Origin of the sequence: Xanthomonas graminis pv. graminis, from assembly GCF_030168915.1 — a bacterium.
In the GTDB taxonomy this organism is placed as follows: domain Bacteria; phylum Pseudomonadota; class Gammaproteobacteria; order Xanthomonadales; family Xanthomonadaceae; genus Xanthomonas_A; species Xanthomonas_A translucens.
Map to the genome: position 1 here is coordinate 2,565,478 of NZ_CP076255.1, position 14,716 is coordinate 2,580,193.

13 protein-coding genes and 1 pseudogene are annotated in these 14,716 nt (G+C 69.6%); 9 read left to right on the top strand and 5 right to left on the bottom strand.

Annotated elements, in window-relative coordinates:
• Positions 1–13 precede the first annotated feature (13 nt).
• The 3 genes from KHF85_RS11070 to KHF85_RS11080 all read right to left on the bottom strand — a co-directional run bounded on the left by KHF85_RS11070 (position 14) and on the right by KHF85_RS11080 (position 4,339).
• Positions 14–2,002 carry an SDR family oxidoreductase gene (locus KHF85_RS11070; RefSeq protein WP_284566726.1) on the bottom strand — a complete coding sequence of 663 codons (1,989 nt, stop codon included), beginning with the start codon at positions 2,000–2,002 and terminating at the stop codon, positions 14–16.
• 173 nt (positions 2,003–2,175) lie between these two features.
• On the bottom strand, positions 2,176–2,907 hold the full coding sequence (gene hutC / locus KHF85_RS11075; RefSeq protein ID WP_284566727.1) for a histidine utilization repressor: 732 nt from the start codon (positions 2,905–2,907) through the stop codon (positions 2,176–2,178).
• Between the two features lie 34 nt (positions 2,908–2,941).
• Positions 2,942–4,339, bottom strand: a complete 1,398-nt coding sequence (locus tag KHF85_RS11080) for a formimidoylglutamate deiminase (protein WP_284566728.1) — start codon at positions 4,337–4,339, stop codon at positions 2,942–2,944.
• Positions 4,340–4,402: 63 nt separating this feature from the next.
• On the opposite strand from KHF85_RS11080, the gene hutI reads away from it, so the two are divergent.
• The 8 genes and pseudogenes from hutI to KHF85_RS20655 all read left to right on the top strand — a co-directional run.
• Positions 4,403–5,605 (top strand): imidazolonepropionase, encoded by a 1,203-nt coding sequence (gene hutI, locus KHF85_RS11085; protein WP_284569529.1) that lies wholly within the window; start codon positions 4,403–4,405, stop codon positions 5,603–5,605.
• Positions 5,602–7,143 (top strand): histidine ammonia-lyase, encoded by a 1,542-nt coding sequence (gene hutH / locus KHF85_RS11090; protein ID WP_284566729.1) that lies wholly within the window; start codon positions 5,602–5,604, stop codon positions 7,141–7,143. Before hutI ends, hutH begins: the two co-directional genes overlap by 4 nt.
• A gap of 89 nt (positions 7,144–7,232) precedes the next feature.
• The gene (gene hutG, locus KHF85_RS11095) at positions 7,233–8,081 is read left to right on the top strand and encodes an N-formylglutamate deformylase (protein ID WP_284566730.1); all 849 of its coding nucleotides are present in this window, start codon (positions 7,233–7,235) and stop codon (positions 8,079–8,081) included.
• Positions 8,078–9,745: a urocanate hydratase gene (gene hutU, locus KHF85_RS11100; protein ID WP_284566731.1), complete on the top strand. Its 1,668-nt coding sequence runs from the start codon at positions 8,078–8,080 to the stop codon at positions 9,743–9,745. Before hutG ends, hutU begins: the two co-directional genes overlap by 4 nt.
• A 233-nt stretch (positions 9,746–9,978) precedes the next feature.
• Complete coding sequence (locus KHF85_RS11105) at positions 9,979–10,719, top strand: hypothetical protein (protein WP_284566732.1); 741 nt, start codon at positions 9,979–9,981, stop codon at positions 10,717–10,719.
• Between the two features lie 128 nt (positions 10,720–10,847).
• Positions 10,848–11,096 carry an acyl-CoA-binding protein gene (locus KHF85_RS11110; protein WP_345782184.1) on the top strand — a complete coding sequence of 83 codons (249 nt, stop codon included), beginning with the start codon at positions 10,848–10,850 and terminating at the stop codon, positions 11,094–11,096.
• Entirely contained in the window at positions 11,096–11,722 is a 627-nt protein-coding gene (locus tag KHF85_RS11115) for a TetR/AcrR family transcriptional regulator (protein WP_284566733.1), read from the top strand. The genes KHF85_RS11110 and KHF85_RS11115 overlap by 1 nt, the downstream gene beginning before the upstream one ends.
• Before the next feature lie 24 nt (positions 11,723–11,746).
• Positions 11,747–11,851, top strand: a pseudogene (locus tag KHF85_RS20655) (DUF3037 domain-containing protein); the annotation flags it as partial.
• A 160-nt stretch (positions 11,852–12,011) separates the two neighbouring features.
• Here KHF85_RS20655 and KHF85_RS11120 read toward each other — a convergent pair.
• Entirely contained in the window at positions 12,012–12,422 is a 411-nt protein-coding gene (locus KHF85_RS11120) for a hypothetical protein (protein ID WP_284566734.1), read from the bottom strand.
• Positions 12,423–12,565: 143 nt separating this feature from the next.
• Here KHF85_RS11120 and KHF85_RS11125 point away from each other — a divergent pair, with 143 nt between their 5' ends.
• Positions 12,566–13,420, top strand: a complete 855-nt coding sequence (locus tag KHF85_RS11125; protein ID WP_284566735.1) for a tetratricopeptide repeat protein — start codon at positions 12,566–12,568, stop codon at positions 13,418–13,420.
• Between the two features lie 163 nt (positions 13,421–13,583).
• Here KHF85_RS11125 and KHF85_RS11130 read toward each other — a convergent pair whose 3' ends face one another.
• Positions 13,584–14,540, bottom strand: coding sequence for an IS1595 family transposase (locus KHF85_RS11130; RefSeq protein ID WP_284566649.1), 957 nt, complete (start codon positions 14,538–14,540; stop codon positions 13,584–13,586).
• Positions 14,541–14,716 lie beyond the last annotated feature (176 nt).

Here is a 14,716-nt window from a genome sequence, read left to right on the forward strand (position 1 = left end):
CCGCGTCCCGGCCTCACCAATGCACCCCCCGCATCAACGCCGCGAACGCGATCTGCTCCTGGCTGGGCTTGGCTTCGCGTAGCGCCTTGCGGTCGCCCTTGGCCGCGGCCGAATCCGGAAACAATTCGAAGGCGGTGTTCATCACCACCTCGTAGGCCTTCGGCGCTACCGCGTTGACCAGTGCGGCGAAGATGCCCAGCCGCGTCGCCACCCGGCTCGGGCGCTCGATGATCGCCTTGACCATCAGGTCGGCGGCTTCTTCAACGCTCAGTGTCGGCACGCTGTCGTACATCTTGGTCGGCGCGATCATCGGCGTCTTCACCAGCGGCATGTTGACCGTGGTGAAGCTGATGCCCTTGCCCGACAGTTCGCCCTGCGCGCAGCGGCTCCATGCGTCCAGCGCCGCCTTCGACGCCACGTAGGCGGAGAAACGCGGCGAGTTGGCCAGCACGCCGATCGAGCTGACGTTGATGATGTGGCCCTTGCGCCGCCCGGTCATGCCCGGCAGCACGCCCATGATCAGGCGCAGGCTGCCGAAGTAGTTCAGCTGCATGGTGCGCTCGAAATCGTGAAAGCGGTCGTAGCTGAGTTCGATCGAGCGGCGGATCGAGCGGCCGGCGTTGTTGATCAGCACATCGACATGGCCGTGCGCTTCGAGCACGGTCTTGAGCAGCGCATCGCAGCCGGCCAGGTCGGACAGGTCGGCGGTGTAGGCGAACACCTTGCCGCCCCTGGCGTTCATCGCATCGCGTGCGGCGAACAGCTCCTGCTCGCCGCGGGCGACGATGACGGTGGTAGCGCCGGCTTCGGCCACGCGCTGCGCGGTGGCCAGGCCGATGCCCGAGGAACCGCCGGTGATCAGCACCACCTTGCCGCGCACCTTGCCCTTCAGCGTGCGGTCCACGAACAGGTCCGGATCCAGGTGCCGTTCCCAGTGGTCCCACAGGCGCCAAGCGTAGTCTTCCAGCCGCGGCACGGCGATGCCGCTGCCCTTCAGCGCGCGCTCGGTCTCGCGGCTGTCGAAGCGGGTGGGATAGGTGATGAACTTCAGCACCTCGCGCGGGATGCGGAAATCGCGCAGCAGCATGCCGGTGAAACGCCGGATCGGCGGCAGCCCGCCGACCGCGGCGCGGATCCCCGCCGGCACGAACGCGAACATCCGCGCGTCCACCCGCAAGGTCATCTCCGGCGCGTGGCCGGCGCGGCAGAACACATTGAGCACCTCGCCCACGCGCAGCGGCTCCGGATCGGTGAGGTGGAAAGTGTGGCCGTCGAGCTTGGGCTTGTGCGCGATGTGGTCCATCGCATCGGCGACGAAATCCACCGGCACCAGGTTGATGCGCCCGCCTTCGATGCCGAGCATCGGCGCCCACGGCGGCAGCAGCTGGCGCAGCTTCTTGATCAGCGGGAAGAAGTAGTACGGCCCGTCGATCTTGTCGATCGCGCCGGTGCGCGAATGGCCGACCACCATGCCGGGGCGGTAGATGCGCCATTTGATCCGGGTTTCCGCGCGCACCAGCGCCTCGGCATCGTGCTTGGTGCGCAGGTAGGGATCGTCCAGGCCTTCGGCTTCTTCGAACATGTCCTCGCGAAAGATGCCCGGGTACATCCCGGCCACCGCGATCGAGCTGGTGTGGTGGAAGATGCCGGCACCGATCTGCGCGGCCAGTTCCAGCGCGTTGCGGGTGCCGTCGAGATTGGCCACGCGCTGCGCCTCGGCCTTGGCGGTGAGGTCGTACAACGCGGCCAGATGGAAGAAATGCCTGACCTTGCCGTGTAGCGCCTTGCGTTGCGCCTCGTCCAGGCCGCAACAGTCGGCGCCGACGTCGCCATGCAGCACCACCAGGCGCTTGCCGTCCCAGCCCTGCTCGCGCACCAGCGCATCGAACTTGCGTTGCGACTCCTTGCGCACCAGGACGTGGATGAGGCCTTTGCGCCGCATCAGGTTGGCCATCAGATAACGGCCGATGAAACCGGTGGCGCCCGTAACGAAATACGTCATGCCGAACCATTCCTTGCGCTGCGGCCGCGGCCCCTCGCCCCGTCCTGGGCGCTAACTTGCCAGAGTGCGGCAGGCAGGACAAACGCACGCCAGGGTACGACGCGTGCGCGCAGCGTGCGGCAGCGCAGCATCGGCGGCACGCGACACGGCGGTTTTCGCCTGCCGCGTGGCGCTCAACGCACCCCTGGCGAGAAGCGCGCGACCAGGTCGTAAGTGTCGCCGAGGAACACTTGGCGCACGAAGGTCACGGCCTGCTCGCCGCGCCAGGTCTGCCGGTCGATCAGCAGGCAGGCGGTGCCGGCCGCCACCTGCAACCGCGCCGCCTGCGCGGGGGTGGCGCCGACCGCACTGATGCGATGCTCGGCGCGGGTCCACGGCACGTGCTGCAGCAGCCAGCTGCCGGGCACGACGACCGCAAAATCCATCTGCAGCGCCTCCGGCACCGCCACCGGATTGATCACCCGCTCCTCCAAGGCGAACGGGCGCCCGTCGGCGAAGTGCAGGCAGTGCAGCGACAGCAGCGTGCCGGCGGCGGCGACCTCGGCCTCCTGTGCCAGCGCGGCGTGCGGCGCGCGCTGGCGCCGCTCGAGCAATTCGAAGCGGTAGGCATGGCCGCGCGCGGCGACCTCGACCGGAATGTCGGGGATCTCCAGCGCCACCTGCTCCATGTGCGGATGCGGCCGCGCCACGAACGAGCCGGCGCGGCGGCGGCGCTCGATCATGCCGGCGTCGGCCAGCATCGCCAGCACCTTGTTGACCGTCATCCGCGAGCAAGCGTACTGCGCCATCAGCGCGTGCTCGGAGGGAATGCGATGGCCGGGCGGCCATTCGCCGCTGCGGATATGCCCTTCGATGTCGCGGCGGATGCGCTGGTTGAACGTCGCCGCGGGCCGGGCCTGGCTCATCGGCGCTCCCGCGCGGCGGCATGGCGCAGACGGGTCATGCGTGCAACAGCGCGGTCAGCGCTCGCGCATAGGCCGCGGCGACCGCCTCGCGGCGATGATGGCGCCCGTCGCGCACCAGCGCGCGGCCGTTGCGCCAGACCGAGCGCACCGCGCCGCGCCGCGCGGCGAAGATCCAGCTATCCAGCCAGGCATCGCCGTTGCGCGCGCACAGCGCCGGATGCGCCGGATCCAGTTCGACCAGATCGGCCGGCGCGCCCACCTGCAGGCCCTGCACCACGCCCAGCGCCTGCGCCGCGCCGTGCGCGGCGGACCGGAACAGGAAACCGCCGCTGGATTGCGCGGCGTCGCCGGCGAGCACATTGCGCCCGCGCAGCTGCAGGCGCTGGCCGTATTCGAGCAGGCGCAATTCCTCGGCCGCATCGATCAGCACATTGGAATCGGAGCCGACGCCGAAACGCCCGCCGGCAGCGACGAATGCGCGCATCGGGAACAACCCGTCGCCGAGATTGGCCTCGGTGATCGGGCACAGGCCGACCACCGCGCCGCTGGCGGCGATCGCCTGCACTTCGGCGGCATCGACGTGGGTGGCGTGGACCAGGCACCAGCGCGCGTCCACCGGCGCATGCGCCAGCAGCCACTGCACCGGCCGTTGCCCGCTCGAGGCCAGGCAGGCCTCGACCTCGCGGGTCTGCTCGGCGATGTGGATGTGCACCGGGCCGTCGCACAGCGGCAGCAGCGCGGTCAATTCGTCCGGGGTCACCGCGCGCAGGCTATGCGGGGCGATGCCCAGCACAGCATCGTCGAGGCCGCGCAACGCGCGCCGGCTGCCGTCGAGCAGTGCGGCGTAGCCGTCCACGTCGTGGATCAGGCGCTGCTGCGCCGGGTTCGGTGCGGCGCCGCCGAAATCGGCATGCGCGTAGAACACCGGCAGCAGGGTCAGGCCGATGCCGCTGGTGTGCGCGGCGGCGGCCAGGCGCTGCGCCATCTCCGCGCGGTCGGCATACGGACGGCCGTTGGCGGCATGGTGCAGGTAATGGAATTCGCCGACCCGGGTGAAGCCGGCCTCGAGCATCTCCACGTAGGCCTGTTCGGCGATGGCCTGCATGCTGTCCGGGTCCAGCCGCTGCAGGAAGCGGTACATCAGCTCGCGCCAGCTCCAGAAACTGTCGCCGCTGCGGCCGCCGACTTCGGTCAACCCGGCCATGCCGCGCTGGAACGCGTGGCTGTGCAGGTTGCCCAGCCCGGGCACGGCGATCGCCAGCGCCTGGTCGCCGGACATCGCAGCCACGCCGGACTGCAGCGCGGCGATGCGCCCGCCGCGGACCTCGATCCGCACGTCGCGCGCCCAGCCGTCCGGCAGCAGCGCGTGCGCGCACCAGACAGCGCTCGTCCCCTCGTTTCCATCCGCCTGTTGCTGCGCCAGAGTCTGCACTGGACACCCTCCATCGACCACAATATTGTATATACAAAATAACCGACGAGCCCGCCCGTGACCATGCCCTGCGACACGCTCTGGCACAACGCCCACCTGATGACCCTGGACGCCGAGGACGGCGGCCTGGGCCTGGTCCGCGACGGCGTGGTCGCCTGCCGCGATGGCCGCATCGTCTATGCCGGCGCGGCTGCGGCGCTGCCGGCACCGCTGGCCGCGCAGCGCAGCGTCGATTGCGGCGGGCGCTGGATCGGCCCGGGCCTGATCGACTGCCATACTCACCTGGTCTACGCCGGCAACCGCGCCGGCGAGTTCGAACAGCGCCTGCTCGGCGCCAGCTATGCCGACATCGCCCGCGCCGGCGGCGGCATCGTCGCCACCGTGCGCGCCACCCGCGCCGCCGACGAGGCCGCGCTGCTCGCCGCCAGCCTGCCGCGGCTGGATGCGCTGCTGGCCGAAGGCGTGACCACGGTGGAGATCAAGTCGGGCTACGGACTGACCCTGGACGACGAACTGCGCATGCTGCGCGTGGCGCGGCGCCTGGGCGAACTGCGCCCGGTCGCGGTGTCGCCCACCTTCCTCGGCGCGCACGCGGTGCCGCCGGGCGCCGACGCGCAGGCCTACATCGACGAGGTCTGCGAACGAATGATTCCCGAAGTCGCCGCGCAAGGCCTGGCCGAGGCGGTGGACGTGTTCTGCGAGCACCTTGCCTTCACCCTCGCGCAGACCGAGCAGGTGTTCCAGGCCGCGCAGCGGCATGGCCTGGCGCTGAAGATCCATGCCGAGCAGTTGTCCAACCAGGGCGGCGCGGCGCTGGCGGCACGCTACGGTGCGCGCTCGGCCGACCACGTCGAGTACCTGGACGACGCCGGCATCGCCGCGATGGCGGCCGCCGGCACCGTGGCGGTGCTGCTGCCGGGCGCGTTCTACTTCACCCGCGACACGCAGCTGCCGCCGATCGCCGCGCTGCGCGCCGCCGGCGTGCCGCGCGCGCTGGCCACCGACTGCAACCCCGGCACCTCGCCGCTGACCAGCCCGCTGCTGGCGATGAACCTGGCGGCGACGCTGTTCCGCATGAGCGTGGCCGAATGCCTCGCCGGCTTCACCCGCGAGGCGGCGCGCGCACTGGGTCGTCATGAACAGGTCGGCCGGCTGCGCGCCGGGCTGCACTGCGACCTGGCGATCTGGGACATCGAAGAACCGGCCGAACTGGTCTACCGCATGGGCTTCAACCCGCTGCATGCGCGCATCTGGAGGGGACAATGAGCAACGAGATCGTGCTGCGCCCGGGCGCGGTGAGCCTGGCGCAGTGGCGCGCCGTGTATCGCGGCGCCGGCGTGCGCCTGGATCCCGGCTGCGCCGAGGCGGTGCTGCGCAGCGCGCAGACGGTGGAGGCGATCGTCGCCAGGGGCGCGCCGGTGTACGGCATCAACACCGGCTTCGGCAAGCTGGCCAGCCTGCGCATCGAGCGCGAGGACCTGGACACCTTGCAGCGCAATATCGTGCTGTCGCACGCGGCCGGGGTCGGCGAGCCGATGCCGGTGCCGGTAGTGCGGCTGATGCTGGCGCTGAAGCTGGCCAGCCTGGCGCAGGGCGCGTCCGGCGTGCGACCGGCCACACTGGCGCTGCTGGACGCGCTGCTGCAGCACGACGTGATCCCGGTGGTGCCGTGCCAGGGCTCGGTCGGCGCCTCCGGCGACCTGGCGCCGCTGGCGCATCTGGCCACGGTGATGATCGGCGTCGGCGAGGCCTTCGTCGGCGGCGAGCGCATGCCGGCCGCGCAGGCGCTGGCGCAGGCCGGGCTGCAGCCGCTGGCGCTGGGCGCGAAGGAAGGCCTGGCGCTGCTCAACGGCACCCAGTTCTCCACCGCCTACGCGCTGGCCGGGCTGTTCGAGATCGAGCGCGTGTTCCATGCCGCGCTGGTCGCCGGCGCGCTATCCACCGAGGCGGCGAAGGGCTCGGACACCCCGTTCGATCCGCGCATCCACGCGCTGCGCGGCCAGCACGGGCAGATCGCCACCGCCGCGGCGCTGCGCGCGTTGATGCACGGCTCGGCGATCCGCGACTCGCACCGCGACAACGACGTGCGCGTGCAGGATCCGTACTGCCTGCGCTGCCAGCCGCAGGTGATGGGCGCGGCGCTGGACGTGATGCGTCAGGCCGCGACCACGCTGGCGATCGAGGCCAACGGCGTGTCCGACAATCCGCTGGTGTTCAGCGACACCGGCGAGGCGCTGTCCGGCGGCAACTTCCACGCCGAGCCGGTGGCCTTCGCCGCCGACATGCTGGCGCTGGCGATCTGCGAGATCGGCTCGATCAGCGAACGCCGCGTGGCCATGCTGGTGGATCCGGCGCTGTCCGGGCTGCCGGCGTTCCTGACTCCGAAGCCGGGGCTCAATTCCGGTTTCATGATCCCGCAGGTCACCGCCGCGGCGCTGGTGTCGGAGAACAAGCAGCGCGCCTACCCGGCCAGCGTCGATTCGATCCCGACCTCGGCCAATCAGGAAGACCACGTATCGATGGCCGCGCACAGCGCGCGACGGCTGCTGGCGATGGCCGCGAACGCGGCCAACGTGGTCGGCATCGAACTGTTGGCCGCCGCACAGGGCTGCGACTTCCACGCGCCGCTGACCTCCAGCGCCGCATTGGAAGCGGCACGCGCGCTGCTGCGCGCGCAGGTGCCGGCACTGCAGGACGACCGCTATTTCCATCCGGATATGCTGGCCGCCACGGCACTGGTGCGCGCTGGCGCGCTGGCCGCGGCTGTCGACGTGTCCCTCCCCGATGCAACGTCCGGATCATGACCTGTAGGAGCGGCTTCAGCCGCGACCGGGCGTTACCGGATAGCTCAGGTCGCGGCTGAAGCCGCTCCTACAAAAAAGCGAGGCTCTGCATGACGTCTCTCCCCAACTGGCTCACCCTGCACCGCGGCGATGCGCCACTGATCGTCAGCTTTCCGCACACCGGCACCGACCTTCCGGAAGCGCTGGCCGAGCGCTTCGTCTCGCCGTGGCTGGCGCGCCGCGATGCCGACTGGTGGGTGCATGAGCTGTACGCGTTCGCCCGCGACATGGGCGCCACCACGCTGCGTTCGTCGGTGTCGCGCTCGGTGATCGATCTCAACCGCGACCCGAGCGGCGCCTCGCTGTACCCGGGCCAGAACACCACCGGCCTGTGCCCGCTGACCACCTTCGATAACCAGCCGCTGTACCGCGACGGGCATGGCCCGGATACGGCGGAGATCGCCCGCCGCCGCGACACCTGGTTCGCGCCCTACCACGCCGCACTCGCCGCGCAGATCGCCCGCCTGCGCGCGCTCCACGGCACCGTGGTGGTGTACGACGCGCACTCGATCCGCTCGCACATCCCGCACCTGTTCGCGGGCGAGCTGCCGCAGTTCAACATCGGCAGCGCTGGTCCGTCCGGTGCGCCAGACAGCAGTTGCGACAACGCGCTCACCGACGCGGTCGAGACCGTGTGCGCGGCGAGCGGCATGCGCCATGTGCGCAATGGCCGCTTCAAGGGCGGCTACATCACCCGCCACTACAGCGACATCCCCGGCGGCGTGCACACGCTGCAGATGGAACTGGCCTGCCGCGGCTACATGCACGAACCCGCGTGCGTGGACGAGCGCAGCTGGCCCACGCCGCTGGACCCCGACCACGCCGCACCGCTGCGCCGCACGCTGCAGCAGGTGCTCGCGTCCTGCCTTGAATTCGCCCACTCCCGGAGCGCCGCATGACCCGTCTCGACCCCACCCGCCGCATCCACGCGCCCACCGGCAGCACGCTCAGCTGCAAGAGCTGGCTGACCGAAGCGCCGCTGCGCATGCTGATGAACAACCTGGATCCGGACGTGGCCGAGCGCCCGCAGGAACTGGTGGTGTACGGCGGCATCGGCCGCGCCGCACGCGACTGGGAATCCTTCGACGCGATTGTGGCCGCGCTCAGGCGCCTGGACGACGACCAGACCCTGCTGGTGCAGTCCGGCAAGCCGGTCGGCGTGTTCCGCACCCACGCCGATGCGCCGCGCGTGCTGATCGCCAATTCCAACCTGGTGCCGCGCTGGGCCACCTGGGACCACTTCAACGAGCTGGATAAAAAAGGCCTGGCGATGTACGGGCAGATGACCGCCGGCAGCTGGATCTACATCGGCGCGCAGGGCATCGTGCAAGGCACCTACGAGACCTTCGTGGAGATGGGCCGCCAGCACTACAACGGCAGCCTGGCCGGCAAGTGGTTGTTCACCGGCGGGCTGGGCGGCATGGGCGGCGCGCAGCCGCTGGCCGCGGTGATGGCCGGCGCTTCGTGCCTGGCGGTGGAATGCCGCAAGAGCAGCATCGAGATGCGCCTGCGCACCGGCTATCTGGACACCTGGACCGATGACCTGGACGAGGCGCTGCGCCTGATCGAGGAATCGTGCACGGCGAAGAAGCCGCTGTCGGTCGGCCTGCTCGGCAACGTCGCCGACGTGCTGGACGAACTGCTGGTGCGTGGGGTCAAGCCGGACCTGCTGACCGACCAGACCTCCGCGCACGACCCCGTCAACGGCTACCTGCCGCAGGGCTGGAGCGTCGAGCAGTGGGACGCAAAGCGCGCGAGCGCGCCGAAGGAGGTGGAAGCCGCCGCGCGCGATGCGATGGCCAACCATATCCGCGCCATGCTCGCCTTCCATGCGCTGGGCGTGCCGACCGTGGACTACGGCAACAACCTGCGACAGATGGCGCTTGAAGAAGGCGTCGAGAATGCCTTCGACTTCCCCGGCTTCGTACCCGCCTACATCCGTCCGCTGTTCTGCCGCGGCATCGGCCCGTTCCGCTGGGCGGCGCTGAGCGGCGATCCGGAAGACATCGCCAGGACCGATGCCAAGGTCAAGGAGCTGATCCCGGACAACCCGCACCTGCACCGCTGGCTGGACATGGCCGCCGAGAAGATCAAGTTCCAGGGCCTGCCGGCGCGCATCTGCTGGGTCGGCCTGGGCGATCGCGACCGGCTCGGTCTGGCGTTCAACGCGATGGTGGCCAGCGGCGAGCTGAAGGCGCCGGTGGTGATCGGCCGCGACCATCTGGATTCGGGCAGCGTCGCCTCGCCCAACCGCGAGACCGAAGCGATGGCCGACGGCTCCGACGCCGTGTCCGACTGGCCGCTGCTCAACGCCCTGCTCAACACCGCCAGCGGCGCCACCTGGGTCTCGCTGCACCACGGCGGCGGCGTCGGCATGGGCTTCTCCCAGCATGCCGGCATGGTCATCGTCTGCGACGGCAGCGAGGCCGCGGCCAAGCGCATCGCCCGCGTGCTGTGGAACGACCCGGCCAGCGGCGTGATGCGGCATGCCGACGCCGGCTACCCCATCGCGATCGACTGCGCCAGGGAAAAGGGACTGGATCTGCCGGGCCTCCTGGGCTGAGGCCGCTGTCTGGCGCAAGCGGCCAATCATGACGGGCGGCCGGCACAGCGTCCGTCGCGGACCCGATCTGCGCCGTTGCCGCGCGGGCGAATCGACTGCATCCGAGCCAGCGCCAACGCGGCGGCGCGCAAGCCGACGCACACGCAATACGACCGCCGTCACGCATCGCCAGCGTCGCGCTCAAGTTCGCCGGCGCAGCGCCGAAAACAAAGGCAACATTTCAAGGAGCCTTCATGGGCGTCCTGATCTACTTGGTTCCTGCCATCGCACTCTGGGCGCTCACCGCCTCGGTTCTAGCATGGGTGTTTTTCGACCGTCTGCGCCGCGAGCAACAGGAACAGGCCAGCGCGCAGGACACCATTGAGCGCTATCAGGCCGCGCTGTCGCAGCTGAAGGCGCGGGCGGCGGCCAGCGCGCGCGAATTGGAGACGCTGCAGCAGGCCTATGCCAGCCTGCGGCAGACACTGGAAGCGCAGACACTGGAAGAGACGCAGGAACCGCACGCGGCGCAGGAAGCCGAGGAGCGGCCACCGGTGCCGATCCTGGTGATGGAGCGCCTGGACATTTCCGCAGAGATCGGCACGCTGCTCGCCCACGTGGCGCGGGTGGCCAGGAGCATCCGCCGCTACAGCGCCTACAGCCGCGGCCACAACGCACCGGAGTCGAGCAGCGCGCGCTACGACCTGCACTGGCTGTCCGACTGCCTGCACAGCCTGGACCAGATCGGCCACGCCTTGGGCAGGGGCAACGTGGATACCCTGACCGCCGCCTGCACCGAACTGCTGTCGATGTACGAGCAGTACCTGAAGGACGGCTCCGGCTACAACAGCCGCGACACGTTCCAGCGCTTGAGCAGCCACGTCCCGCTCGCCGATGTGACCGACGCCATCCGCTCGATCGCGGCCAAGGCCTCGCTGGCCAGGCAGGCGCAGACGCAGGCCGGCGAGCCTGCGCACGCGGTATCCCTGGCCTGACCCAGGCCCGCGCGCTGCCTACGCACGCAGCAACGCCACAGGCAGGGCCAGCATGCCGCAGCGTTGACCGGGCCGGTCGCGCGTGCTGTGATGCGTCCCGATCAGGGCGGGAGCAGCAGCATGGCGACATCAAGGCGGCCTTCGAGAAAGCGGCCAAGGACATCAGGCAGCGCGAGGACCGTCCCGACAACGACACCTTGCTGCGCCTGTACGCGCTGTACAAACAGGGCGCCGAAGGCGATGTCGCCGGCGCCAAGCCCGGCTTCTTCGATTTCGTCGGCACCGCCAAATACGAGGCCTGGGCCAAGCTCAAGGGCATGCCGCAGGCCGAGGCGCAGAAGAAGTACGTGGACCTGGTGAAGAAGCTGCTGGCCTGATGGCGCGCGATACCCGACAGCGCATCCTCGACACCGCGCTGGCGATGTTCAACGCGCAGGGCGAGCCGCACGTCACCACCAACCATATCGCCGACGAGCTGGAGATCAGCCCCGGCAATTTGTACTACCACTTCCGCAACAAGGACGACATCATCGAGCACCTGTTCGCGCGCTACGAGGAGCGCATGGACGCGGCGCTGGAGTTGCCGAGCGCGCGCCTGCCCGGGCTGGAGGACATCTGGCTGCAACTGCACCTGGTGTTCGAGTGCATCTGGGACTACCGCTTCCTGTACCGCGACCTGATCGAGATCCTCAGCCGCAGCCGGCGCCTGCGCCTGCGCTTCGCGCGCATCCTGCGCCGCGCCGACGACAGCACCCAGGCGGTGTTCCAGGGCCTGGCGCAGGCCGGCGCGATGCGCGCCACCGCGCAGGAACTGGGCGGCATCGCCACCAATGTGCTGGTGGTGGCCACGTTCTGGCTCAACTACGCCGCCGCGCGCGGCGAGAAGGACGAGCAACTGGCGATCCGCCACGGCATCGTGCAGGTGATGCGGCTGATCAGCCCGTTCCTGCGCGAGGCCGAACGCGCGCACCTGGCCACGCTGATGCAGGCCTATCTGGACTGAGCCGGCGGGGCTGCACGCGCTGACCCGACCCTGGACATCGAACGGCTGCGCCCCTGGCTGGACGCGATCCCGGCGATCTGCCGTGGCGACGCTGATGCCGCGACGAGCGCAGCGGCGGGCCTTCCGGCTTTGGACGTTGTCGCGGCTGAAGCTCCTACAGTGCACCCAGCAGGCAATCCGCAGGCCGTGTAGGAGCGGCTTCAGCCGCGACAGCATCCAGGACACGGCACTCCGATCGCGGTGCCCGCACCCGAAGCGCTCCCACATCCGGCGACAGTGCCGTTCGCTGTCACTGCGAGCGTGCGCTGCGCTTCGCCGCGCGGCGCGGCGCAGCGGTCTTCTTGGTCGCGCGCTTGGCGGGCTTGGTCGCCGCCGGACGCTTGCGCGGCGTGGCGCGCGGCTTGGGGGGCTGCAGGCCGAGCTTGACCAACACCGGCTGCAGCCGCGCCTCGACCTCGGCGCTCAACGGTTGCACCTGGCCGCGCAGCGCCGCAGCGCCTTCGCGCACGCTGCTTTCGGCGTCGTCGGCCAACTGCGCCACCAGCGCCTTCAACGTGTTCGCGCCGCTGGCGGCATCGGCCGCGGCCGCCTGCGCGCGCTTGCGGGTCAGCGACAGCAGGCCCAGGCCGGCCAGCCACAGGTGCCGCGGCGCCAGGGTTTCGGGCCTGGGTGCGGAAGTGGAACGCTTCTTGGTCGCCATTGCGGGTCTCCTTGGATGCCGGCAGCGGCACCGATGCGACGCATGCTGGCGGCAGCGGCTTGAGCAAACACACTATCTGCAGCGACGCTTGCCAGGCGGCCATGGCGGCGCCATGCTCGCTGCGAACTCCAGGGAGGCCAGGCATGGCAGCGACACCGACCGCATGGGCGCCGTTTCCATACGACGCCAAGGCTTACGCCTATCCGGGCGAGGCATTGAAGAAAGCCTGGCCCAAGCTGCACGCCGGCGACCGCGAGCCTTACCCCGATCTGGCGCGCGCGCAGGCCATGCTCGCCGCAGCGGGCAAGGCTGGAAAGGGTCACGCTGCGGACACGCTGTCGGCCGCATTGATCGAGGCCTGGCGCGCCTTCCACCAGGGCCAGTTCCAGCAGGCCTACGGCGCCGGACAGGCGCTGGGCGTGTTCGGCGCGTCGGTCGCGGTCAAGGCGCTGGGCATCCACGCCAGCTACCTGGTCGAGGACGACACGCAAAAACTGCAGCGCCTGCAGCAGGCCGCGACGCTGGCCGAGGCGGCGATCGCCGCACTGCCGGACGAGGCCAACAGCCATTACCGCCACGCCTTCGCGCTGGGCCGTTACAGCCAGGGCCTGAGCATCGTCAAGGCGCTCAAGCAAGGCATCGCCGGCAAGGTGCGGCAATCGCTGGAGACCGCGCTGGAGCTGGAACCCAAGCACGCCGAGGCGCACATGGCGCTGGCGCTGTACCACGCCGAGATCATCGGCAAGGTCGGCGCGATGATCGGCGGGCTGACCTACGGCGCCAAGGCCGCGACCGCCGAACAGCACATCCAGCAGGCGCTGAAGCTGACCCCGGATGCGCCGATCGCGCATGTCGAGTACGCCAACGTGCTGTTGCTGCTGCACGGCGACAAGCGCGAGGACGCCGCCGCCGGCGCATTCGAAAAAGCGGCCAGGCTCAAGCCACGCGACGCGATGGAAGCGCTGGACGCGGCGTTCGCGCGCGAGCAGTTGGAGTAGCCGGCCGCAGGGCAATGCATGTGCCTTCCCCTTGTCTCACCGGGACCATGGCCCGCTTTGGCCCGCAGGGCCGGATGAGGGTGCGGGCGCAGCCTCGTGCACCCAAACTCCGCGAGACGCTGCGCGCCGGACCCTCACCCCAATCCCTCTCCCGGCGGCCTGATTAGCGCTGTGTCTCAGCTGTCGTACGCAGTTGCTGCTCTGTGAGCCTTCCCGCGCCGGCCAGGGCACTGGCCAGGCGCGGCACCATGGCGGCCAGGTTGAAGCGGCGATTGAAGCGGTAGGCATGCGCATGCAGGTAGCGCGCGCCGTATTTGGGGAAGTCCACCGCATGGTGGGTGCCGCTAAGCGCCGTTTTGAGATTGCCCAGGATCGTATTGACCCAACGCAGACGAGGCTGCTGGACGCCTTTGCGGCCGCTTCCGGTCACGATGGCATCGTGGGTCAGGCCTGCCCAGCCCACACCGGTGAACGCTGTCAGCCCATCACTGACGACATGGGTGCCCGGTGCCAGTGCCTGCTGAGCCCACGTGTGCACGACGCTTCTTCGGAAGCTGGAGACCACATCCAGGCGGAGATAGCGCGGGCGCCCTTGATGCAGGGAAACCGCTGCAATAAACGGCACTTTATTGCGCCACTGCGGTTGGCCTGGACCACCGGCGCGTTCGCCGCCCAGATAGGCATCATCGATCTGGACCTCTCCGTCGAGCCGGCGTGACTGCTCACGATCGGCCATCGCCGACATCACTTTGTGCTTGATCCGCCATGCAGTGCGATAGCACACGCCCAGTTGCCGAGCCAGTTCCAGCGCAGCAATTCCGTTCTTGGCTTGGCTCACCAGATAGATGGCCAGCCACCACACCCGCAAGGGAAGCTTGGTGTCTGCCATGGGCGTGCCGGCGGTCAAGCTGGTCTGTACCCGGCAGCGCGCGCACTGCCACAGGTGCTGGCGTCCCCGCTCAAAGCCACTGGCATGCGTGTGTCCGCACTGCGGACACACGAAGCCATTGGGCCACCTGGCCTGAACCAAGGCCTCGACACATTGCGCCTCGGAGCCGTAGCGGCTCAGAAAAGCCGGAATCGAAAGCCCCTTTTGGAACTGGATCCGATTGAGCGTCATCGCCGTATCTCACTGAAGAACCTGCATTTCTAAACCAAGGCAGCATCACCAGCTGAGACACAGCGCTAATCAGGTCCCGGCGGGACAGGAGCTAAAGCGGGTGTGTCTGCATTGCATCAGCGATAGTGGTGCGCCCTCTCCGCGCCGGAAACGACGACGCCGGCATTGCGCCGGCG

What these genes read in the sequence shown, in the direction of transcription:
- KHF85_RS11105 (WP_284566732.1), top strand. Translation starts at nt 9,979, where the DNA reads ATGGGCGTCCTGATCTACTTGGTTCCTGCCATCGCACTCTGGGCGCTC.
- hutH (WP_284566729.1), top strand. Translation starts at nt 5,602, where the DNA reads ATGAGCAACGAGATCGTGCTGCGCCCGGGCGCGGTGAGCCTGGCGCAG.
- KHF85_RS11115 (WP_284566733.1), top strand. Translation starts at nt 11,096, where the DNA reads ATGGCGCGCGATACCCGACAGCGCATCCTCGACACCGCGCTGGCGATG.
- KHF85_RS11125 (WP_284566735.1), top strand. Translation starts at nt 12,566, where the DNA reads ATGGCAGCGACACCGACCGCATGGGCGCCGTTTCCATACGACGCCAAG.
- hutC (WP_284566727.1), bottom strand. Translation starts at nt 2,907, where the DNA reads ATGAGCCAGGCCCGGCCCGCGGCGACGTTCAACCAGCGCATCCGCCGC.
- hutU (WP_284566731.1), top strand. Translation starts at nt 8,078, where the DNA reads ATGACCCGTCTCGACCCCACCCGCCGCATCCACGCGCCCACCGGCAGC.
- KHF85_RS11120 (WP_284566734.1), bottom strand. Translation starts at nt 12,422, where the DNA reads ATGGCGACCAAGAAGCGTTCCACTTCCGCACCCAGGCCCGAAACCCTG.
- KHF85_RS11070 (WP_284566726.1), bottom strand. Translation starts at nt 2,002, where the DNA reads ATGACGTATTTCGTTACGGGCGCCACCGGTTTCATCGGCCGTTATCTG.
- hutI (WP_284569529.1), top strand. Translation starts at nt 4,403, where the DNA reads ATGCCCTGCGACACGCTCTGGCACAACGCCCACCTGATGACCCTGGAC.
- KHF85_RS11130 (WP_284566649.1), bottom strand. Translation starts at nt 14,540, where the DNA reads ATGACGCTCAATCGGATCCAGTTCCAAAAGGGGCTTTCGATTCCGGCT.
- hutG (WP_284566730.1), top strand. Translation starts at nt 7,233, where the DNA reads ATGACGTCTCTCCCCAACTGGCTCACCCTGCACCGCGGCGATGCGCCA.